This is a genomic window from Glaciecola punicea, from assembly GCF_001756615.1.
Lineage (GTDB): Bacteria > Pseudomonadota > Gammaproteobacteria > Enterobacterales > Alteromonadaceae > Glaciecola > Glaciecola punicea.
The window spans coordinates 12878-35790 of record NZ_LZXY01000005.1; the positions used below are offsets into that span (position 1 = coordinate 12878).

At 43.0% G+C, this 22913-nt stretch carries 21 protein-coding genes; 16 read left to right on the top strand and 5 right to left on the bottom strand.

The features are described from left to right. Positions 1–71: 71 nt before the first annotated feature. Complete coding sequence (queC, locus tag BAE46_RS07730) at positions 72–794, bottom strand: 7-cyano-7-deazaguanine synthase QueC (RefSeq protein WP_141567197.1); 723 nt, start codon at positions 792–794, stop codon at positions 72–74. A gap of 36 nt (positions 795–830) precedes the next feature. Here queC and queE point away from each other — a divergent pair, with 36 nt between their 5' ends. Further along, complete coding sequence (gene queE / locus BAE46_RS07735) at positions 831–1556, top strand: 7-carboxy-7-deazaguanine synthase QueE (RefSeq protein WP_006003141.1); 726 nt, start codon at positions 831–833, stop codon at positions 1554–1556. 2 nt (positions 1557–1558) lie between these two features. Further along, a complete protein-coding gene (locus tag BAE46_RS07740; RefSeq protein ID WP_006003143.1) occupies positions 1559–2440 on the top strand; it encodes a hypothetical protein in 882 nt (293 codons plus the stop codon). Between the two features lie 81 nt (positions 2441–2521). On the opposite strand, the gene asnB is transcribed toward BAE46_RS07740, so the two are convergent. After that, a complete protein-coding gene (gene asnB / locus BAE46_RS07745; RefSeq protein WP_006003144.1) occupies positions 2522–4192 on the bottom strand; it encodes an asparagine synthase B in 1671 nt (556 codons plus the stop codon). Between the two features lie 512 nt (positions 4193–4704). Here asnB and BAE46_RS07750 point away from each other — a divergent pair. From BAE46_RS07750 to BAE46_RS07800, 11 genes are all read left to right on the top strand, one after another. Beyond that, positions 4705–5604 (top strand): DUF3025 domain-containing protein, encoded by a 900-nt coding sequence (locus tag BAE46_RS07750; RefSeq protein WP_070112278.1) that lies wholly within the window; start codon positions 4705–4707, stop codon positions 5602–5604. A gap of 600 nt (positions 5605–6204) precedes the next feature. Continuing rightward, complete coding sequence (locus tag BAE46_RS07755) at positions 6205–6987, top strand: ABC transporter ATP-binding protein (protein WP_006003151.1); 783 nt, start codon at positions 6205–6207, stop codon at positions 6985–6987. Continuing rightward, a complete protein-coding gene (locus tag BAE46_RS07760; protein WP_006003153.1) occupies positions 6987–8192 on the top strand; it encodes an ABC transporter permease in 1206 nt (401 codons plus the stop codon). The genes BAE46_RS07755 and BAE46_RS07760 overlap by 1 nt, the downstream gene beginning before the upstream one ends. 91 nt (positions 8193–8283) lie before the next feature. After that, a complete protein-coding gene (yoaA, locus tag BAE46_RS07765; RefSeq protein WP_006003155.1) occupies positions 8284–10248 on the top strand; it encodes a DNA repair helicase YoaA in 1965 nt (654 codons plus the stop codon). Positions 10249–10298: 50 nt separating this feature from the next. Continuing rightward, positions 10299–11036, top strand: coding sequence for a tRNA (adenosine(37)-N6)-threonylcarbamoyltransferase complex dimerization subunit type 1 TsaB (gene tsaB / locus BAE46_RS07770; RefSeq protein WP_006003156.1), 738 nt, complete (start codon positions 10299–10301; stop codon positions 11034–11036). Between the two features lie 101 nt (positions 11037–11137). Beyond that, complete coding sequence (locus tag BAE46_RS07775; RefSeq protein WP_006003158.1) at positions 11138–11893, top strand: Slp family lipoprotein; 756 nt, start codon at positions 11138–11140, stop codon at positions 11891–11893. Positions 11894–11901: 8 nt separating this feature from the next. After that, complete coding sequence (locus BAE46_RS07780; protein ID WP_070112280.1) at positions 11902–12765, top strand: alpha/beta hydrolase; 864 nt, start codon at positions 11902–11904, stop codon at positions 12763–12765. Between the two features lie 88 nt (positions 12766–12853). Then, positions 12854–14515 (top strand): AMP-binding protein, encoded by a 1662-nt coding sequence (locus BAE46_RS07785; RefSeq protein WP_070112282.1) that lies wholly within the window; start codon positions 12854–12856, stop codon positions 14513–14515. An 83-nt stretch (positions 14516–14598) separates the two neighbouring features. Continuing rightward, positions 14599–15810, top strand: a complete 1212-nt coding sequence (gene rnd / locus BAE46_RS07790) for a ribonuclease D (protein ID WP_070112284.1) — start codon at positions 14599–14601, stop codon at positions 15808–15810. Beyond that, positions 15788–16084 (top strand): YcgL domain-containing protein, encoded by a 297-nt coding sequence (locus tag BAE46_RS07795; protein ID WP_070112286.1) that lies wholly within the window; start codon positions 15788–15790, stop codon positions 16082–16084. The genes rnd and BAE46_RS07795 overlap by 23 nt, the downstream gene beginning before the upstream one ends. Before the next feature lie 17 nt (positions 16085–16101). Next, positions 16102–16641: a YcgN family cysteine cluster protein gene (locus tag BAE46_RS07800; RefSeq protein ID WP_070112287.1), complete on the top strand. Its 540-nt coding sequence runs from the start codon at positions 16102–16104 to the stop codon at positions 16639–16641. A 50-nt stretch (positions 16642–16691) separates the two neighbouring features. On the opposite strand, the gene dsbB is transcribed toward BAE46_RS07800, so the two are convergent. Further along, entirely contained in the window at positions 16692–17216 is a 525-nt protein-coding gene (gene dsbB, locus BAE46_RS07805; protein ID WP_006003167.1) for a disulfide bond formation protein DsbB, read from the bottom strand. Positions 17217–17428: 212 nt separating this feature from the next. Between dsbB and fadR the strand changes: the two genes are divergently transcribed. Both fadR and BAE46_RS07815 read left to right on the top strand, forming a co-directional pair. After that, positions 17429–18139 carry a fatty acid metabolism transcriptional regulator FadR gene (gene fadR, locus BAE46_RS07810; protein WP_040520181.1) on the top strand — a complete coding sequence of 237 codons (711 nt, stop codon included), beginning with the start codon at positions 17429–17431 and terminating at the stop codon, positions 18137–18139. A gap of 111 nt (positions 18140–18250) precedes the next feature. Next, positions 18251–20299: an NADPH-dependent 2,4-dienoyl-CoA reductase gene (locus BAE46_RS07815; protein WP_006003169.1), complete on the top strand. Its 2049-nt coding sequence runs from the start codon at positions 18251–18253 to the stop codon at positions 20297–20299. Positions 20300–20329: 30 nt separating this feature from the next. Here BAE46_RS07815 and BAE46_RS07820 read toward each other — a convergent pair whose 3' ends face one another. Next, a complete protein-coding gene (locus tag BAE46_RS07820) occupies positions 20330–21505 on the bottom strand; it encodes a retropepsin-like aspartic protease family protein (RefSeq protein ID WP_070112290.1) in 1176 nt (391 codons plus the stop codon). A gap of 68 nt (positions 21506–21573) precedes the next feature. Beyond that, a complete protein-coding gene (locus BAE46_RS07825; protein ID WP_006003172.1) occupies positions 21574–22050 on the bottom strand; it encodes an acyl-CoA thioesterase in 477 nt (158 codons plus the stop codon). A gap of 147 nt (positions 22051–22197) precedes the next feature. Here BAE46_RS07825 and BAE46_RS07830 point away from each other — a divergent pair, with 147 nt between their 5' ends. After that, complete coding sequence (locus tag BAE46_RS07830) at positions 22198–22821, top strand: elongation factor P hydroxylase (protein ID WP_070112292.1); 624 nt, start codon at positions 22198–22200, stop codon at positions 22819–22821. Positions 22822–22913: the final 92 nt, after the last annotated feature.

Below are 22913 nucleotides of genomic sequence, written 5' to 3' on the forward strand. Positions count from 1 at the left end.
AAGAGTATTTTACGCAGTACTTATTAAAACCTTGCCGCCTCAATGTAGAAGGTAGATTTGCGTTTTACGGCCTATTCGTACTCTAAAGGATCGGTCATGTTATTGCCTGCAAAAGCTTCTAATCTCTCTTGGCATGCACCGCATTTTCCGCAGGCTTTTTCACGCCCGTTATAGCAGGTCCACGTGTCATTGTAGTCTAAGTTTAGTGCCAAGCCGCGGGCCAATATTTCTATTTTATCGCTTTTTAAAAAAGGTGCGCGCACTTCAACCGCCTCATAATTAGCAATTTTACACACTTCATTCATGGTACTTACAAATTCAGTGCGGCAGTCTGGGTATATAGCATGATCCCCCGAATGTGCGCCAAAATATACCGCTTCTGCTTTAATTGATACTGCATAGCCGACCGCCAATGATAATAAAATCATATTACGATTGGGCACGACCGTTTGCTTCATAGAGGCTTCTTCGTAATGGCCTTGAGGTACATCAATGTTAGAGGTTAATGATGAGCCTGCAATCAACTGGTTAATACTTGATATATCAACAATTTTATGTGGAATGTTAAATTTTCGAGTAACTTTTTCAGCGTAAAGCAGCTCTTTACTGTGGCGCTGACCATAATTAAATGACACCGCATGAACTTCATACCCTTCGTGCTTTGCTAAGTGCAGTACGGTATATGAATCCATTCCGCCTGAATAGATAATAACAACTTTTTTTGTGCTCATATTTTGACTCTTTAGTTTTTTCAGTGCAGATTTTATGTCATTGATGCTAAAATCTAAATGCATAATCGTATTTATTTTAATTACAGGAAATATTAATTAATGACCACATTGTTGGTAAACGAAATATTCGAAACCATCCAGGGTGAAGGTTCATTCACCGGCACGCCCTCTATTTTTGTGCGCTTGCAAGGCTGTCCTGTAGGCTGTCCATGGTGTGATACCAAACACACTTGGGAAACACTGCCACAGCACCAGGTAAATAGCGATATTATTTTCTTGAAAGCGGGCGACTCCCCCAGTTATTTTAGTGTGCAAAGTCATGATCTTTTGCCCTTATTAGAAAAGCAAGGCTACACCGCAAAGCATATAGTAATCACCGGCGGTGAACCGTGTTTGTTCGATCTTAATGAGTTTACAACACGTGCCCACGACAAAGGCTTTAGTACTCAAATTGAAACTAGCGGCACCTATGAGGTGCAGTGCCACAGTGACACATGGGTGACGGTGTCGCCAAAAATTAATATGAAAGCAGGCATGCCCATTTTATCACAGGCAATGCAGCGCGCTAACGAGATAAAACACCCCATTGCGATGCAAAAGCACATAGACGAATTAGACGCCTTACTGCATAAAGAAAACTTGGTAAATCCCCTTAAAGAACTTAATGACAAGTCGCAAATTAAGGCCACACCGTTTCAATCACCAATGGTGTACCTTCAGCCTATAAGCCAGCAGGAGCGAGCAACCGCGCTTGCCATAAAGACCTGTATTGAGCGTAACTGGCGATTAAGCGTGCAGCTGCATAAATATATCGGAGTAGAATAACCATGTGTAAAATATGCAAAGGATTTACGCGTGTAGCAGCAATACTGAGTGTGCTTTGCTACATCGGCATCTCTTTTCAAGCCGCTTCTGCGGTATGGAATATTACTTATCCGCAATCTGAAGTAGAAAGTGATATACGCGATATTTATTCATTGGCCTTATTAGAATTAGCTCTGCAAAAAACAGGGGTGAGGTATGAGCTAACACAATCACTACAGCCAATGAAACAGCCCCGTGCCTTAAAACGCTTAGAAGAGAACCTCGATATTAACCTAATATGGTCAATGACTGACACCGTTCGGGAACAGCAGCTGCGGCCTATTCGTATCCCCATTACACGAGGCTTAATTGGTTGGCGAGTATTTTTAAGCCACCAAAATAGCCCTTTTTTAGAAGCCCCGATTAATGACATAACAGACCTACTTGAGTTTTCTCCCGTGCAGGGTATCTCCTGGCCCGACACTAAAATTCTCCAAGCTAATGGGTTTAACGTCATTACCGCCAGAGACTATATTGAAAGTACGCAATTTATAAACACCCAGCAAGCAGACTTTTTCCCGCGCTCGGTCATTGAAGTTATGCAAGAGTTAGATAATCAATACTCAGTCAACATGCAGCGGCGAAAAGACCTTGTTTTTTACTACCCTTCAGCCTTATATTTCTTTACTAACAAACAAAATATTACGCTGTCACGACTCATCGAAACGGGCCTGAATAGGGCGATAGAAGACGGCAGTTTTGAAAAGTTGTTTAATGAGCACTTTGGGGAAACTTTGGAAATATTAGATATAAAAAACGCGCTCAACTTCCGTTTAGCCAATCCATTACTGCCACCACTTACGCCTATTGACGAGGCTCGCTATTGGTATTATCCTAATCAATAGTAGGACAGTATTTGAAAGGGCATCCACTTCTGGCTGCAGAAACCCCTTTTTCTGATGTCTTTACTTTCTTACTTTTCGTTGCTAGCCTTTAAATTCCCCAGAATGCACCGATTTCATTGAGCGACCAGAAGGGTCTGCCATGGCTTTGAAACTTGCATCCCACTCCAAAGCTTCTACCGTACTACATGCAATAGATTTTCCGCCGGGTATGCACTTTGCAGCGCTTTCTTGCGGGAAAAATTGCTCAAATACCGTACGGTAGTGATAGCCTTCTTTGGTGTCGGGTGTGTTTATGGGAAACCTGAAATGTGCCGTTGCAAGCTGCTGGTCTGACACTTTCTCGCCGACATATTCACGAATGGAGTCAATCCATGAGTAGCCTACACCGTCGCCAAACTGTTCTTTTTGACGCCACAATACTTCGGGTGGCAAGTAGGTGTTGTCATCAAATGCTTTGCGCAAAATCCATTTCTCCATGCGGCCGTTTATACACATTTTGTCTTGTGGGTTAAGGCGCATTGCTACATCCAGAAAGTTTTTATCTAAGAAGGGCACACGTGCTTCAACGCCCCACGCTGAGGTTGCCTTGTTGGCCCGAGCGCAGTCAAACATGTGTAGGCGGTCTAATTTACGCACGGTTTCTTCATGTAACTCTTTGGCGTTAGGCGCTTTATGAAAATACAGGTAGCCGCCGAAAATTTCGTCGGCGCCTTCTCCTGATAAGACCATTTTTATGCCCATGGCTTTAATTTTGCGGGTGAGCAAATACATGGGTGTGGCGGCCCGTATAGTGGTGGTATCGAAGGTTTCAAGATGATAAATAACGTCACGAATGGCGTCTAGGCCTTCTTGAATAGTAAAGTGCACTTCGTGGTGCACTGTACCAATCATGTCAGCAACTTTTTTCGCCGCAATTAAATCTGGTGCGCCCTCAAGGCCTACCGCAAAGCTGTGCAGTCGTGGCCACCAAGCATCGGTTTTATCCTCGTCTTCTATGCGCTTTGCCACATAGCGAGCGGCTACTGCCGACACCAATGAAGAGTCAAGGCCACCTGATAAAAGGACAGCGTAGGGCACATCTGACATTAAGTGAGATTTTACTGCCTTTTCAAAGGCATGCTTAAGATCTACCAGATTGGTGGTGTTGTCTTTGACATTTTCATAATCCATCCAGTCGCGCACATAGTACTTAACCAGCTTTCCGTTAAGCATGTAGTGCCCAGGAGGAAATTCTTGCACGGTTTTACACACGGGTACTAACGCTTTCATTTCTGAGGCAACGTAAAAGTTACCAAATTCGTCAAAGCCCGTGTATAACGGAATAATACCCATATGATCGCGCGCTATTAAATAGTCACCACTGGCTTTGTCATATAGTATGAAAGCAAACATACCTTCAAGTTTGTCAATAAAGTCAACGCCATAACGTTTGTATAAGGGCAGAATAATTTCGCAGTCTGAGCGAGTGGTAAATTCGTAGCCTTCACAGTGGGTTTGGGCTAGCTCTTTATGGTTGTAAATCTCGCCGTTTACCGCGAGTATTTGATTGCCGTCGTCACTTAAAAGCGGTTGAGCGCCTGTGTCAACATCTACAATTGCTAAGCGTTCATGGCATAAAATTGCGTGTTCGTCTTGCCATATACCCGACCAATCAGGGCCGCGATGGCGTAATAATTTTGCTAGCTCGAGCGCTTTTGGTCTTAGCTCACCAGCGTCTGTTTTGATATCTAAGATACCGAAAATACCACACATATAAATGCTTGCCTTTTGTTAGTTATTCAAAGAAGGTGTACAAAATCTCTGCCGTTTATTGTTAGATGCTGCTTTTTTAATCTACCTAAAAAAAGCCCACTGCTACAGGCAGGAACTAGGCCAAGGCCGAAGCGCATTACATTTATTATTATTGTTTGATTATTGATAATTGATAATTATTGATAATTATTTTGTGCAACACGAATTTGCCATGATACAAGAAAATTGCAAGTGTTTATTTGTTTTATAAGCCTAATACAAAAAACTGATGGGGTAAATTAACGATTTTTAAAGTTTAGTGTGCTTTTTTTCGTTCAGCCTGGCGCTAGATCTCGTTTATCTCGAGCCTCCAAATTATTTGTGTTAGCGTTTATACATTACATTTCTCGCTGTACCTTCTTCCTGCTTTATTTGTGTAGAAAAAAATATCGCGGTTTTATTCGTTGCTATACCCTTATCAGCCACATTAAAAGTCCACAAATATTTATTATAAAGGAGTGCATCAAAGTCCTATGAATATACGTCATTCTCAAGATGAAACGAGCGAAGAAGCATCAATTAATAGCCTTAAAACCTTGTTTCTGCTCTCTGACTTAGCGCCTTTTTACACTCTGGCTTCTTATGTTAAATCATCACTTGCTCAAGAAAACAGTGTAATCGGTAGCTTAGGCAGCCCCTCACAAATGAATACTACATTAGGCAACAATGCTAACTGCTTGAATATAATAATGGCTGCGAAGCACAAAACGCCATCCATAAGCTTTGCTGATGATAAAGAGTTTGAAAACGACAGTCGTTCTTATGAACAAATAATATACGAGTCGAAGAAAGTCCCAACAAGGAAAAACTGGCATGACTTTTTTAACGGCTTGATATGGTCTCAATTTCCTACCACAAAACAATATTTTAACGAACAGCATGTCGAACAAATACAGCTAAACCAGAGCGCTAAAAAACGCAGCCCTGTGCGAGACAAGTTAACACACTTTGATGAATGCGGGCTGGTGCTGTTTACTAATTGTAAAGAGGTGAACACCCAGCTAGAGCAGCACGAATGGTTACGCTTGTTTGTTGAGAATAAGTGTAAATGGCACTCCCAAATTATTCCCGTCATATTTGGGCACGCTTTATGGGAAATGTTGTTGAACCCATTTGTTGGCTTAACCGCCAAGGTAGTCGTAATAGAGGTGACTGACAGTGTGCTGGCACAAATACAGTCAAACAAGGACAGTGCGGATCGTCATGCAGTATGCGATAACTTGTTATTTGCACACATAAGCCAACGTAATTTGATCAGCGCAAAAAGACCCTTTTTGCCAATGCCGCTGTTGGGTATACCGCAGTGGTCGCCAATAGAACAAAACGATTCTTTTTATCGCAACGACAGCTATTTTATGCCGAAACGCAGATGACGACCCAAGTGTAGACAATCATAATTCTCGTACACCTATTTTTGCTTCATTTACGTGTGGGCTCCTAACGCGGTAATGACTAATATTATCCAAAAAACGTAGCGGGGAAAAAAGCCGTGATAAATGCACGTGTTTGGCTAAAGTTAATCCATGACCTTATGCAAATATTGACCAAAGTAATAGAGAGAATAAGGTGAATGGGAATCTCAATAGCAGTCTAAATCATGGTGAGCCCATGTCAATATTCAGCAGAAAACCAAGTGACAGAGGGCCAATAAAGACGCATTTATTTGCGCGCCTGCAGTATGAAATATTTTTTCCTTTTTTTCCTTTTTGCTTATTTTGGTGGGAAGTAATTATCTTCACAAGATTTAAGCATTGTTCAGTTCTTTAGAGGCAATTTTTTATGACATGCTTTTTATCAGATTTACCCTGAATGCAGGGCTTTTTTTAGGTCCAAAGTGCAGTTTTTTAGATAATTACTCGCTAAAATGAATTGCATCACATAATATTACGTGCCGACATTCATTAGTTGTATTTTCACTTGTGCGTATTTAGTTCACGCAGTCTTCACACACCATAAGAATTTGGAAAACTTGAATGATAGTTATTAAAGAACTCGCCAAGAAGTTTACAGTAGAAAATCCGAAAAAACTCAGTGAGCAAGACAAGAAAGACCCCCGCTTAGATGGACGTTATTTTCATTCCGTCAAAAATGTGAGTTTGCGCTGTAATAAGGGTCAAGTATTAGGTTTGCTAGGTCCTAATGGTGCAGGTAAAACGACCACCTTGCGCATGCTGTCTACTGCCCTGCAGCCCAACAGTGGATCCATTATGATCGGCGATATTGACGTGGTGGCAGACCCCGTCATGGCACGTAAAAAAATAGGTTTTTTATCCGGCTCTACAGGTTTATACGGCCGCTTAACGGGGCGTGAGAACATTGAGTATTTTGGTCGCCTCAACGGTATGAATGAAGCGTCGATTAAAGCAAAGATAAACGAAATTGCTGACCAGCTCGACATGCACACTTTTTTAGATCGCCGCAGCGAGAATTTTTCTACAGGCATGAAACAAAAAACCTCAATCGCACGAGCGGTTGTGCATTCTCCCGACGTGGTGGTACTTGATGAACCCACAACAGGGCTCGATATTATGGCGGCTAAAACCGTTATAGACTTTATACGAGATTTAAAGCACAAAGGTATCCCTGTTATTTTCTCTACTCATCACTTAGATGAAGTGACCGAACTATGTGACCACATATCGGTGATTGATCACGGTTTAACCAGCTTTGACGGGCCACTTGCCGATTTTGTAGCACTTTCTCCCAATAATTTACATGAGGCCTTTATGCGCGCTCTGCACAGGAGTGAAAGCTAATGTGGTTAATTTTTAAAAAAGAAATACTAGAATTATTGCGCGATCGCAAAACCTTGTTTTTTATGATCGCTTTGCCTTTGCTGGTCTTTCCGCTTATTTTCGGTGGTATGTTTTACTTTACCGGTAAAGCAATGACGACCTCACAAACCGAAAGTTTAACGTATGCGGTAAGCGGGGCGCAATATGCACCAGAATTAATGGCTGCGCTTGAAAGCGTCGATAGCCTAGCGCGCATAGACCTTAGCGGCAATTTGAGTGATAAAGACACTGTGGCAGGTATTATCAGCCGTAATGAAGTTGACTTTGTACTGCAAATTCCCAATAACTTCAGTAATGACGTTGGCCAAAGTGGTCAGATAACGTTGAAACTAGTCTTAAATGATGCCCAGCTCAACAGCGTGCAAGTGCGTATTCAAGAAGTTACCGACAAGATTGAAAGCATGAACCAACGAAATGCCTTTGCAAACCTTGGTGTGAGCGAGTCGATTCAAGCAGCGATGCTCGACCCAATCATTGTTCAAAAGGTCAATTTAGCTGATGCACGCGAGCAAACAGGAGCTATTTTTGGCGGCCTTATCCCTTACTTTATGTTTATTTTGTGCCTGCAGGGCGCTATGCTCCCAGCGGCCGATATAGGCGCGGGCGAAAAGGAAAGAGGTACCTTAGAAACACTGCTACTGTCGCCTATTGACCGCTATAAAATTGTGTTGGCAAAATTTTTAACTATTGCAACTGCGGGCCTAACATCGGCTCTGGTAACAGTCATCAGTATGGGTATCTGGGCGCTTGTGATAAGTGTGCAAATGCCAATGGGGCCGGTGGTTGAATTTATCTCGGCCATAGATGGGTTTGACTTTTTACTGGTGTTTTTAATGCTTATTCCGGTAGTGGCCACTTTTGCGTCTCTATTATTGGCTTTGTCTATTTATGCGCGTTCATTTAAGGAGGCCCAAGGTTACATGAGCCCGCTGATGATCGTGGTTTTCCTACCTATCATTGTCACTCTTATTCCGGGCATAGAATTAAAGGGCGTATGGGCATGGATCCCGCTAACAAATGTGGCACTGGCCATTAAAGAGTTAGTCAAAGGCACTATGGACTACGTGCAGTTGATTGCTATATTTGGCTCATCGGTAATATTAGCAGGTGCCTTATTAGGTTTTTGTGTGTATTGGTTTAAGCAAGAAAAAGTATTGTTTAGATAACAAGCAAGCGGCTAAGCTTATGGCTATAGCAGCTAACCACCTTTGTCATCATTGACGTTTTTAACATGTATAGAGATTTATTATTAGCCTTATGACGCCTGAACAATCATCCTCTGCTAAGCGTTCGCCCCAGCAGCAGCTATCCAACAAGGTGAGCGATTTTTTTGCCCAAGACGGTCCGTTAGCCGGTGTACTTAGGGATTATCAGGTTCGTCAGCAGCAGCTCGATTTATCGGTTGCCATAGAACAAGCGCTTGCAAGTAAAACCGCGCTTATTGCAGAAGCAGGCACAGGCACGGGAAAAACCTTCGCTTATTTAGTGCCGGCAATTCAAAGTCAGCAAAAAGTTATTATTTCCACCGGTACAAAAAATTTGCAAGAACAACTGTTTAAGCGAGACTTACCGCTGGTGAAAGAGCTCATTAACAAACAAAAAGACACGGCATTATTAAAAGGGCGCAGCAATTATTTATGCCTTCACCGCATAAAGCTTAACGAATTGTCTACTCGGGGTATTGAACAAGAAACCCTATTAGAATATAAAATGGTGCAAAAGTGGTCTGTGGGCACTCAAACCGGCGACATGAGCGACCTTAAAGGCCTCAAAGAAGACGCTCGTGTGCTGCCTATGGTGACTTCCACTATTGACAACTGCCTTGGTAAAGACTGCTCTTACTATGATGACTGTTTTTTAGTGAAAGCGCGCCAAAAAGCCATGCAGGCCGATGTGGTGATTGTTAACCATCATCTATTTTTTGCCGATTTGGCGCTAAAAGAGCAGGGCTTTGGTGAATTGATACCCGCCGCCGACTGCATTATTTTTGATGAGGCACACTTAGTGCCTGACATTGCCAGTGAATATTTTGGCGAAAATTTCTCGACGCGGCAGCTTAACGATCAGCTAAAAGATTTAATAAAGCTGCAGAAAGTGAGTGTCAAAGACGCTAACCAGTTGTCAGAGTTTGCCGAAAAATGCCAATATGCGGTGTCGGATCTGCGCATGCAGTTTCCCAGCGACAGCGAACGCGGGAATTGGCTAGGGGCAATGAAGCGAGTACCGGTTGTTGAGCAAATTACGCAGTTGTTAAATTACCTTGGAAATTTATTGGAAGTGGGCAAAATTCATGGCGGCCGCGATAAAGATTTAGACGCCTTGCTTGAAAAGATCAGCACCAATACTGAGCGCTTGCGTTTGTTTACTATTAGCACGCACAAAGATGTGAGCTTGTGGTTTGAAACAACAAAGTACCATCTTATGCTGCACCTCACGCCCTTGAGTATCGCCAAACAATTTTCAAAGGTAATGAATGAGCGAGAAGCTAGTTGGGTGTTTACTTCGGCTACTTTAGCCATAAACGGCGAGTTTACCCACTTTCAAAAACTCATGGGACTTCAAGACGCAGACAGCCTGTGTTTTGACAGCCCCTTCGACTACCAAAAGCAAGCTATATTGTGCGTGCCACGATACTTACCTGAGCCCAGCAGCAAGAATATAAAACAAGCCTTGGTCGACACGGCGATTACCCTGATACAAGCTGCAAAAGGCAGATGCTTTATTTTATTTACCAGTCACTACATGATGCGAGAAGTATCAAGTTTGGTAAAAGAACGCATTGACAATCCGATTTATGTGCAGGGCGAACGCTCAAAATCGGCTATTTTAGAAGATTATCTCGCCAATCCCGAAAGTGCGCTCTTTGCCACAGGGGCATTTTGGGAAGGCGTTGACGTTAAAGGTGATGATTTACTCTGCGTTATGATTGATAAATTACCGTTTGCATCGCCCGATGATCCGCTGCTAAAAGCGCGACTCGATGATTGTCAAAAGCAGGGTGGATCGCCATTTTTCGACATTCAAATACCCCAAGCGGTAATCGCTCTCAAACAAGGCGCAGGCAGGCTAATTCGAGATTTTCAAGACCGAGGCGTATTGGTCATATGCGATAACCGTCTTGTAACTAAGCCTTATGCAAGTACCTTTCTTGCCAGTTTGCCCGATATGCGCAAAACACGAGATTTAAAAACGGTGCAGGCTTTTTTATCCTCAATTAGCTAACGTTAGCCACAAGCAACCTTATTAATGGCATTATAAATCGAGATTATTACATGAATATACTAGCAATTGACACAGCAACCGAAGCTTGCAGTGTAGCCTTAATGGGCAGCACGGTGAGCAGCAACCCACAAAATCCAGCGTCACAAAATCATACAGCGGACCCAGTAGACAGTATTTTTGAAATATGTCCACAGCAGCATAGTCAGAAAATACTGCCAATGATTGATACTATTTTAACGCGTAGTTCTATGTTGCCAGCTAATTTATCAGCTATTGCCTATGGCTGTGGCCCCGGCAGTTTTACTGGCGTAAGAATAGCGGCAAGCACGGTTCAAGGCTTAGCCTTTGGCGCTGATTTACCTGTGGTGCAGGTGTCTACCCTCGCCACAATGGCGCAGCAAGTTTATGCACAAACGGGCCGCACTGAACATTTAATATTGATTGATGCGCGCATGCAAGAGGTGTACATGGGCCATTTTACAATAGTAGACGGGGTTGCCAGCGCGCAGATGAAAGAAGTGGTAGTGGCGCCACAAGACGCTCTTGATTATTGGCGCAGCCTACCACCAGATATTGGTCTAGCGGGCACAGGTTTTGTGACATATGCTTCACTTTTCAGTGAAGCTCTGCAGAGCTTCACACTAGACGTGCTTTATCCTAATGCCGCCTATATGCTTTCTTTTGCGCAACAAGCACTTAAAAAGAAAACAACGATTACGGTGAACGAAATAGAACCTGTGTACGTTAGAGATACAGTAACGTGGAAAAAATTACCGCATAAAATGTAGAAACGCGCTTGTTTAATACAACTCAACTTCGCTGAGGGCATTGAACTTGGTAGTTTAAAAATAGCCAAAATCTTGTGTATTTACCCATTAAGGTGTTAATAATGAGTGCAATAAAGAGTATAAAGTTAATAATGCTTGTCGCGGCGCTTAGCGCATTGGCGGGGTGTGCAACAGTACCAAACTCTATTACCGTAGCAGAAAATACGAAGCTAATATCTTTTGACGATGTTAGCAACGACATTGCGAATATACAGCCTGATGCTGCAATTTCATTATCGAGCATTGATGGAAAAGCGCGCTGGGGTGGTAAGATTGTTTCGGTTGTGAACAAGAAAGACGTGTCTGAAATTGAAGTAGTGTTTTTCCCTGAAGATCGTCAAGGCAAACCAAAGACAGGCCTGCCTAGCACTGGCCGCTTCAAAGCAATAGTGGCTGGTTTTGTTGATCCACTAGTGTTTGAAAAAGGTCGCTTAATTACGGTGGTTGGTGACGTCAGTGAAAATGTTGAGGGCATTATAGGTGAACAGAGATATATGTATCCGACCTTAGAAGCTAAAGGCTATTACATGTGGAAAGAAACGACGGATGTAAATGTAGAAATAGATTCCTTCGCTTTTTCTCCTTTCATCTATGGTGCAGGGTTTCATCGCGGCTTTTTCAACCCATGGTACAACCCGTGGATGCTACAGCGTCAAAGAGGACGGGCGAGAATTGAGCGCTTCAACGGGCATAGTCAAGGCTCTAAAGTCAGGCGTACTAAGCCCGCATCTTCAAGTGTCATTCAAAGTAAGCCTAGAAGAACAACAAGCACACTGCAGACTCGTCAAACGGACAGAAGGCCAAAGCCACAGCAGTAGAGCGCAATATGTTGTATGAAACGCAAATAAAGTTGCCACACTTATCGCTGGCCGCGCTTGCAAACAGTGAGGTAATTGATCCGAGAAAACCAACGTTAGTGTGTCTGCATGGTTTTCTAGATAACGCCAACAGTTTTGCCACTTTAATCCCCCTTCTGAACAATTACCAATGCGTGGCCATAGACATGGCAGGCCATGGTAAATCTGAGCACAGAAGCATAGACGCTTACTATCATTTAAGTGACTATGCTTATGATGTGTATCAGTTAATAGTGACATTACAACTGCGTAATTTTGCGCTGCTTGGCCATTCTCTAGGCGCTATCGTTAGCAGTTTATATGCATCTACGAGGCCTAAGGGCTTAAGAGGGTTTATTGCGATAGAGTCGTGCGGCCCATTGACGCAAAGCGCAGACACCACAGCGGCGCAGTTAAGAGAATGCTTCATAAGCAGGGCCAAAGCCAATAAGGCTATTATACACCCAAGAAACATTGAAGCGGTTGTAAAATCGCGCTGTGCGGTGAGTGACTTGAGCCCTAAGCATGCACAGCAAATCATGATCAGAAATCTAAAAACCGATGCTGTGGGCAATTTACAATGGCGCACCGATAAGCGCTTACGCACTAACTCGGCCATGAGAATGACGGAAGAACAAGCATCTTCGGTGCTTGCCAACATAGAATGCCCACGATTATTAATATTGGGTAATCAAGGATTTGAGAAGATTAAAGCGGCAATAGCGCTGCGCGATCCAGTTTTCTTTGATGTTCCCATTAGTACTTTCGAAGGCGGTCATCATGTTCACCTCGAATCGGTAACGCCCGTAGCCAATTGTATTGATAAATACTGCGCACATTTTTTTAAGTCTTAATTCATTTATCCTAAATTAGAATCACTGTTTCTTTTTACAGACAGGTACATTAGTATTAGCGCGTTATTAACCACCAAAAAGGTGCTAAGTGGAAAAGATTTGGATAGCGCAATACGATAAAAATGTCGATGCGGAAATAAGCGACAACATCGCTCCTTCATTGTTAGACATTTTTGAAGCATCATTTGCCGAGTTTAGTACCAAAACTGCTTTTATTAACATGGGCCATCAAATTACGTTCGCTGATTTAGACGGTTTGTCGGCGCAATTTGCCGCGTATTTACAAAATTCAGGCTTACAAAAGGGCGACTCAGTTGCAGTAATGATGCCTAACTTACTGCAATATCCTGTGGCTTTATTTGGTATATTGCGTGCGGGGATGACGGTGGTTAACGTTAACCCAATGTATACCCCAAGAGAATTGCAGCATCAGCTCAGCGATGCCAAAGTAAAAACCATAATTTTGCTTGAAAATTTTGCTGACACTCTATCTAAAGTTATCAGTAACACTGAGCTTGAAAATGTGGTGTTAACGTCGGTGGGCGACATGCTCCCGGCGCCGAAGAGATGGTTAGTCAATTTTGCGGTAAAATACATTAAAAAGATGGTACCCACGTACAATCTAAAAAGTGCGATACGTTTTAATGACGCCCTTTTACAGGGTAAATCTCCCTCTTATATCAGGCCGGAAGTAGGCGCTAATGATATTGCTTTTTTGCAATATACAGGCGGAACTACAGGCGTGTCGAAAGGCGCCATGCTGTCGCATAGGAATATGGTGTCTAATTTAGAGCAGGTAGCAGGCAATCTTAAAATAGCGGTGAGTCCAGGTGCTATGGTAGTAACAGCGCTGCCGCTGTATCACATTTTTGCGCTTACCAGCAATTGTCTAACGTTTTTTAAATCGGGGAGTCCGAACTTATTAATTACCGATCCGCGCGATATGCCGGGTTTTGTCGCCGAATTAAAGAAGTATCCTTTTGCGGTTATTACCGGTGTTAACACTCTGTTTAATGGCCTCTTGAACACCCCAGGTTTTGCTGGCTTAGATTTCAGCCATTTTATGTTTGGCCTAGGCGGCGGCATGGCAGTTCAACAGCCCGTCGCGAGCAAATGGCATAGCGTAACAGGCAAAGTGTTAATTGAAGGGTACGGTTTAACAGAGTGTTCACCTATTGTATCGGTAAACCCATTCAATTTAACCGAATATAAAGGTTCCATTGGACTTCCATTGCCCTCTACCGATATCAAGTTGATAGATGATGACGGCAACCAAGTGGCCATTGGTGAGTCTGGCGAACTTTATGTTAAAGGCCCGCAGGTAATGGTAGGCTATTTAGGACGGCCTCAAGAAACAAATGACATTTTGCGGGAAGGATGGCTAGCAACAGGCGATATTGCAAAAATGGATGAGCAAGGTTTTCTGTACATTGTTGATCGTAAAAAAGATATGATATTGGTATCTGGTTTTAATGTGTTTCCCAACGAAATAGAAGAAGTTGCGGCTATGCACGAAGGTGTATTTGAAGCTGCTGCGGTAGGCATTGCGCATGACGTGTCGGGAGAAGTGGTTAAATTATTTGTCGTGAAAAAAGACCCTAATTTAAGCAAAGAAGACGTTATTAAACACTGTAAGTCACTGCTCACAGGCTATAAAGTGCCCAAAATAGTGGAATTTATAGACGGGCTACCAAAGTCCAATGTGGGTAAAATACTGCGTCGTGAACTACGCGATAAGATCAGCGAATAGGGTTTTTAGAAGCTTATGTTAATCTTTCGATAGGCCTTATAATAACTAAAATAGTAACAAAATTTAATAGAATTAGAGAAAAATTGCATCCTTATAATAAAACATATGAATATTTATACGTTGATACACCTGCGCAACTTACCCAGTTATGCGCCCACTATTCTACCCAAGAAGTCCTAGCCATTGACACTGAGTTTGTGCGCACGCAAACCTTAACGCCAATATTAGGGCTTATTCAAGTGTTTGATAAGCATCAGGTTGCGCTTATTGATCCTGTTGCTATTAATGATTTATCTGAGTTTTCTTCAATTTTAACAAATCCGAATATTGTGAAAGTGGCGCATGCCTGCTCTGAAGACTTAGAAGCGCTGTGGCACCATTTACATATAATACCCACACCGCTTTTTGATACACAGTTTGCTGCGGCTATGTTAGGCCTTGGCGTATCGGTAGGCTATGCTAATTTGGTTGAGAATTTGTTTGAAATTACCGTGGACAAAGGCGAGTCTAGAACCGATTGGATCCAAAGGCCACTCAGCTCAGCCCAGTGCGCTTATGCCAGTGCCGATGTGACGCATTTAATGGCCCTGTATGAGCACATCTACAAAGAAACGCAAATTCTGCAGAAAACCGATTGGGTGCTTGATGAAATTCATCAGCTAGGCCTTAAAAAGTCAATACCGCTGCCAACTGAAATTGCGTATTACTCGCTTAAAAACAATTGGAAATTGAAAGGTAAGCAGCTAAGCGCCTTAAAGGAACTCGCTAAATGGCGTTTAGAGGTCGCTAGAAAAGAAAATATGGCCGTAAACTTTGTTATAAAAGAAATTGCACTGTTTGAGATTGCTAGCAAAGTACCTGAAACGCCACAGGCTTTATTTGACTGTCATAATTTATATTCAAAACAAGCGCGGCTTTATAAAGATGATCTGTTACGAATATGTCATGCCGCCAAAGAACAAAGTAATATACAAGCTGTGCCCAGAATACAGCGTTTGGTAGAATTTAACGGCTACAAAGCTTGCTTAAATGCGGTCAAAGACTTTGTGGACCATGTAGCCTTACAGCAAAATATACCCGCACCTGTTCTAGCCAGCAAAAAACAAATGAACCAGCTTTTAAAGTGGTGTTGGTTTGACTTTGACGAACTTGAATTACAAGGCTTCAAACCTGATATACTAACGGGGTGGCGTGGTGAGCTTTTTGCTGATTATATACAAGGTAAACAGCTACTCAATCAACATAACTTACATGTGGTAATAGCAGGTCATCATGAAATTAAGCGCAGTTTATAAGTCGCCTAAAAAAGTCGACACCTATTTGTATGTAGCAAAGCGTGACGATTTTACCCAAGTCCCTGCAGCGCTTATGGAAAAATTCGGCACGCCTTTATTCGTCATGTTGATACCCTTAAATAAGCGCGAGATCATTGCGGGTATGGATAGAAATAAGCTAGTGTTAAAACTTGAGTCAGAAGGTTTTTATTTACAGCTACCACCAAAGGTCACGAACTTATTGGAAGGGCATTTACACGGTCGTCAAATTGATAATATTCCTGATGCAAAATAACACTATTGGTAGCTCTTATGAGTAGCACAAAGCAAAAGTTTGTATATTCAAAGGACTTAATCGAGTCTGCTTTTTGGCGCGACACGCCCTTAAGTGAAATGTCGCGGCCACAGTGGGAAGCTATTTGTGATGGTTGCGCGCGCTGTTGTTTACATAAGTTTATTGATGATGAAGCACTAGAGCAAGAGTTTGCTCCCACTGATCACATAAATCAAGACGAAGAAATACTCTATACCAATATTGCTTGTTATTTGCTCAACGATAAAACCTGCGCATGTACTCAGTATGAAAAACGTGGGGAGCTTGTACCTGACTGCGTTACGCTGACTAAAGACAATCTTGCTGACGTATTTTTTATGCCGCCTTCGTGCAGTTACAGAAGACTGCAAGAGGGCAAAGGTTTGGCGCATTGGCACCCCTTGCTGAATAAGGGTAAAAAGACCAAAATGCATCAATTGGGGATTACCGTTCGCAATCGCGTGGTGAGCGAAGCTAATGTCGACATGGATAAGTTTGAAGATTATATTGTAACGTGGCCACTTGATTCTCTTGAATAGCCTTATCTTCTCATTTTATGCATTAACGTTTGAAAAAATTTAACGCGCTATTATCCGTTTCTTTTAACAAGGCCAAACCACACATTAGCAAGTAAGACAAGCGTTAAAATAGCCAGATAAACACCAAATATTATTTGCATCCAGCTCGCCATTCCTATGCCAGAAAATTGCCAGCTATTCTCATTACAATCACCTGTTGCTGCAAAAATTGCAGGAAACCATTCATGCAGAGGCAAAAGCGAGGGGAAATTAGGCACAATGTCACAGATATTGGCAAAAGGATTGCTCGCAAATATAATATCTAAATGTTCACGTGCCACCCTAATACCTTCAAAGCAGCTGTAGGCCCACACTGAATATGCTGCAAGGCGTGTATATGTATGATTGTATAACAGCGGAATAACGGCGGCCATAAGTACACCAATAACCGCCGTTCTTTGATAAATACACTTGATACACGGCAGTAAGTCCATGGCATATTGAAAGTACAATGCCGTTATTAACAAAGCAAACGCAGATATACTCAGCAGCGCCCAAGCGCGCTTTTGTTGACTAAACTCATATATCCACTGCATGGCGTTCCTCTACTGGTTATGTTGATGATTTGGCGTTATATCGCAAATACGCGTTGTATTATACTTAATTGGCGCATTATGAGCGACCGTTAATTATAAGTGTACTCAATTACCTATTTGCATTGAGCAAATGCATGCGCAAAACATAAAGCTTTTCTTGTGCCGTTCATCTGGTACAATCTGTGAATACATTTAACATTTTAGTTGTACGCATGATCTATAAGTCCCAAAGTCCAGCAGGCTTTGCTGAAGAATATATAGTAGAGTCCATATGGAGTGGCAGATTTCCTCCAGGAACGATTCTGCCTGCCGAGCGTGAGCTTTCTGAATTAATCGGGGTAACTCGCACTACCTTACGTGAAGTCCTGCAGCGCTTAGCGCGCGATGGCTGGTTGACGATTCAGCATGGCAAGCCGACGAAAATTAATAACTATTGGGAAACTTGTGGCCTAAATATTCTTGAAACATTGGCAAGACTCGACCAAGCAGGGCAACCTGAGTTACTTAATAAAATGCTGTCAGCGCGCACTAATCTAAGCGCTGTGTTTATTCGTGCGGCATTTCGTCAGTCACCAAAAATCAGTCGTGAAATCATTGAACGTTACCAGCACGTTGAGCAAGAAGGCAACGCTTTTTCTCAGCACGACTATCAAATGCATCATGATTTAGCTTTTGCATCAGACAACCCCGTCTATGTGCTTATGATGAATGGTTTTAAAGGCATTTACGCTCGTGTAGGCGGTTTTTTCTTTCATCATGAAAGTGCCCGCGACATAGCCACTAACTATTATAAGCAGCTGCTTGGGGTACTAGATGCAAATGAGCCTGATCGGGTTGTGGCGGTTGTGCGGAAATATGGCGTTGAGAGTGGAAAAATTTGGCTCAAACTGCGCGAAGATAAGCCTGAGAATTTAGTTGATTAATGTTGTTTATACATCCGTAACGAATAAACCAAACTATAAAATTCGGTGGCAAAAGCTGCCAGTCTATTATGCACGTTAGTGTAATCGTATTATTTTGAGGAACGAAAAAAAATGACAATAGCACTTGCTTCTTTAGAAGCAAAGACACCTTATCCGCACATCTTTCGTCCCTTAGACTTAGGTTTCACTCAGCTAAAAAACCGCATCGTGATGGGCTCTATGCACACCGGTCTTGAAGAGTTGCCTAACGGCCATGAACGCATGGCGGCATTTTTTGCTGAACGCGCTCGCGGCGGTGTAGGCCTCATAGTTACCGGCGGCATAGGGCCAAACGATGAAGGCGCAACACACGATGTTACGTGTAGATTAGATAGCGATGAAGCAGTAGAAAACCATAAAGTAGTCACTAAAGCGGTGCACGACGAGGGCGGTAAAATTTGTATGCAAATTTTGCACACAGGTCGTTACGCCTACAGTAAAAAGTTAGTAGCGCCATCTGCCATTCAAGCACCCATCAATCCATTTATGCCCAAAGCACTTGATGAAGAAGGTATTGCCAGACAGATCGACGACTTCGTATTTACCGCGCAGCAAGCTCAGCGCGCAGGTTATGACGGCGTCGAAATAATGGGCTCTGAAGGCTACTTTTTAAATCAGTTTATTGCCACGCGCACTAATCAGCGAAAAGACGAGTGGGGCGGTGAGTACAAAAATCGTATTAAGCTCCCCATTGAAGTGGTGCGCCGCGTGCGTGAAGCAGTGGGTGAAGAGTTTATTATTATATACCGTTTGTCTATGCTTGATTTAGTAGAGGGCGGATCAAACTATGATGAAGTGGTTGAACTCGGGCTAGCAATAGAAAAAGCCGGTGCAACCATCATAAACACGGGTATTGGTTGGCATGAGGCGCGTATCCCTACGATTGCGACCAAAGTACCAAGAGCTGCATTTACGTGGGTAACGGCTAAGTTTAGAAAAGCGTTGAATATTCCGGTAATTACCTCAAATAGAATTAACACCCCCGAAGTGGCTGAAGAAGTGCTCGCGCGCGGTGATGCCGACATGGTATCAATGGCAAGACCGTTTTTGGCAGACGCCGACTTTGTCCGTAAAGCAGAGCACAACCAAGCGAATCAAATTAATACCTGTATAGGGTGTAACCAGGCCTGTTTAGATCATGTCTTTGACGGTAAAATGACCAGTTGCTTAGTAAATCCACGAGCCTGCCATGAAACCGAACTAAATATTGTGCCAGCCACTGTGCTGAAAAATATTGCCGTTGTAGGCGCAGGGCCTGCTGGCCTTGCTGCTGCAAAAACCTGCGCCCAAAGAGGGCATAAAGTGACCTTATATGACGCTGATACTGAAATAGGCGGTCAGTTTAATATTGCCAAGCAAATACCGGGTAAAGAAGAGTTTTACGAGACTATCCGATATTTTGGCGTACAGTTGGCGCTGTTAGGTGTCGACATTGTGCTTAATACCAAAGTGGATGTCGATACTCTGCACAAAGGTGGCTTTGATGAAGTTATATTAGCCACGGGTATTATTCCGCGCCAGCTCGACATAGAAGGCATAAACCACTCTAAAGTACTGTCCTATGTAGATGTGCTAAAACATAAAAAGCCAGTGGGCAAAAAAGTCGCGGTGCTAGGCGCCGGCGGCATAGGCTTTGATACCAGCGAGTTTTTGTCGCACGCTGGGGTGTCTACTTCAACCAACATTCCTGCCTTTATGAAAGAATGGGGAATAGACATGACCTTCGAAAACAGAGGTGGGGTGGAAGGCATGCACGCGCAGCCCGAGCCATCGCCACGAGAAATCTATTTGCTACAGCGTAAAACCACAAAAGTGGGTGCTGGTTTAGGCAAAACAACTGGTTGGGCTCATCGGGCGGGCTTGATGATGAAGGGCGTGAAGCTAGTAGCCGGTGTAACATACAAACGAATTGACGATGAAGGTTTGCATATAGAAGTAAATGGTGAGTCAACAGTACTCGATGTCGACAATGTTATTATCTGCGCAGGTCAAATGCCTAAGCGAGAGTTAGTTGACGGACTAAGGTTGCCATATCACCTAATTGGCGGGGCTGACTTTGCCACCGAACTTGACGCAAAACGCGCAATTGATCAAGGTACGAGGCTTTGCGCATCACTCTAAGACATAAAATCACGCTGAGGCCTCATCGTTTCAGCGTTTTTTATACATACGCATAGTTTCACTCGCGGCATCATAGCTTAAATCAAATTGGCTTAGCACATTCATGCCTAGTAAACCGTCAAATTGGCCTAAGTTTTCACTTGGTAAAATCAACACGCTGGTGTTGGTAACTATGCGATGCCCTATGGTTATTTGTTTAACCTTGTATATAGGTGCTTCAATAAGACCGCCTGCTGTATTGACTTTAAACAGTCCTAAAAACTCCACATCACGACGCTCAATTTCATTAAACGTTTCATTACTTATGGCAGTGGTGGATGCGCCTGTATCGACTAATAATCTGGCGGGTGTATTATGTATAAGCGCGCGGGTCACAAATTGCCCCCGTTCTTGTTGCATTAAAACATCAGCTAGACGGGGATTATCTAAGGCGCTATCAACAATGTTGTCTGACAAACTAACGGCTTCATCTGTGCGGCTGGTTTGATTCAAGCGCGCGTTAACGTTTTGTCGCAGCCTAATGGCGCGAATATCGGTAGACTCAAAACTCGCCAGCACGTCTTCCATTAACGTCAACTGAGACTGCATGCCGTAGGCTCCTGCTAAGGCCATCAAATACTGCCTATTTCGTGGCGCAACTTGTACCAAAGGTTCTAAAAATTGGGCCAATAAATTCCATGCGCCGTCACCGCTAAACTGCTGAATAACGCGCGTGGTATTAACGGCAATAAGCTTTTCTATATCGCTGTGCTGTTTAGGCGTTAACGGCTTTGTTAAAAGTGCATGGTAGTGAACAAGTGCAACATTGAGGGGCTTGTTGTGATAATACGCCTGTGCTTCAAGGAGCATAGCGGCAGTGTCTTGCGGGTAAATGCGCAAATAGGCGCTTACTGCAAATTCAAGCTGCTGAAATTCTTGTGCTTCTGCCATTGATTTAAGCCACTGTAAATAGGTACTTTGAGAACGCATCCGTTCATCGGCAGTAGCAAGTGATTTTGTAAGCTTTGGGTTTCTCTGGGAGGCACTGCGGATAGAATCTTGTGAATATTGCTGCCATGCGTGAGAAGGCTCATCTGACGCTGAATTTTCAAGGCTGTTGATGCCGGTGACAAGAGCGTCTTTATGTGTCGCCCAATTGTAAATGAACCAAAAATTAGCGCCCAAGGATATGGACAATAATACACTTAGCCATTTTATTAACTGCATATCATGTTCCTTAGCTCAAGCGATATTAGAGTTTAATTGAGTTTTCGTGTAATGTGTACTTGTGTACTTCATACAGTTACGGCCGCATTTCCATAAATATTTTGAAAAATTTCGGGCATCTTTTTTGGCATACCTGTTCGCAAACTCACGCAAACAAAGTGAGTCTTTGCACTAAAAATAGTCCTGCCACTGACAGCATTAATATACTGGAATTGACGACTTAGTCGAAGTTTTTTATCACAATTCAGGATCCATGTTGCACACATGAGTTTGTCTCCCACATGAGACGCTAGATGATAATTAAGTTCATGCTGAGTAATAGCCATGGCGCGGTCAAGCTGTTGATAGTCTGTAAAGCATAGTCCTAGCGATGCAGAATGCTCCCACGCAAGCTTTTCTAGGCGTGTTAAATAGGCAATGTTATTGGTGTGCTGGTAATGATCGATATGTGTGCTCTGTATTTCCCATTCGCATACGAATGGCTTGGGGTGTAGCCAATTAAGCGTATGAAGATGTTCTTTGTAAAGTGTATTTTGTTTTATCATTTAAGTGTCAGCAAATAAAAGGTAACTTTTACATGTTGTTTATAATAGCATCGGCTATAATGCATGCGTTAATTTTCACCTAAAAAATTAAGCAGTACCCGCAAATGATCGAAATATGCGAAATAAGAGATTACCAGTATAGAGACTATGTCAGCAAATTTGCCTATAAAAAATCAACATCTTGCCAAGAGCGACATTGATTTACAGAGTCTGTTCTGCCAGTGTTTCGAGCAGCAGTTCAACACTCGTTTGCGAGGCAATGCGATTGAGCCTCTTTACAGCCCTAGTAGCGCCAAGCAAGCCCAACATGTAATATTTTATCGTGATGACTATTTTTCCAGTGCACTGCATGAAATAGCACACTGGTGTATTGCGGGAGACAAAAGACGTTTGCAAACTGACTACGGCTATTGGTATGCGCCAGATGGCAGAAGCGCGCAGCAGCAAAAGACGTTTGCATTAGCTGAGCAAAAACCACAGGCACTTGAGTGGGCTTTTTCAATTGCATGTAATATTCCATTTAGGGTGAGTATAGACAATTTAGCCGCGCAAGACACCGGCCTCGAGGATGTGCTGGTTAAGCTACGAGCGCAAGAGGAGCAATTTACACTGGCAGTAAATACACAGCTTAAGCAGTATATTGAAAGGGGATTTCCCACGCGCGCGCAACTTTTTTTGTCGCGTTTACATACTTTCTACTCAACTCAGTCCTTTTTTGCAAACGACGAACGCTTGATAATGATGCCATTGTCCGCAGATAGTACTATATGAATCGCATTGCTGATGCTTATATTTACCTACAAATAGGATCTTGCCACATGAAAACTGTGCATACTGTGTTACTAATTACTCAAGCCAACACA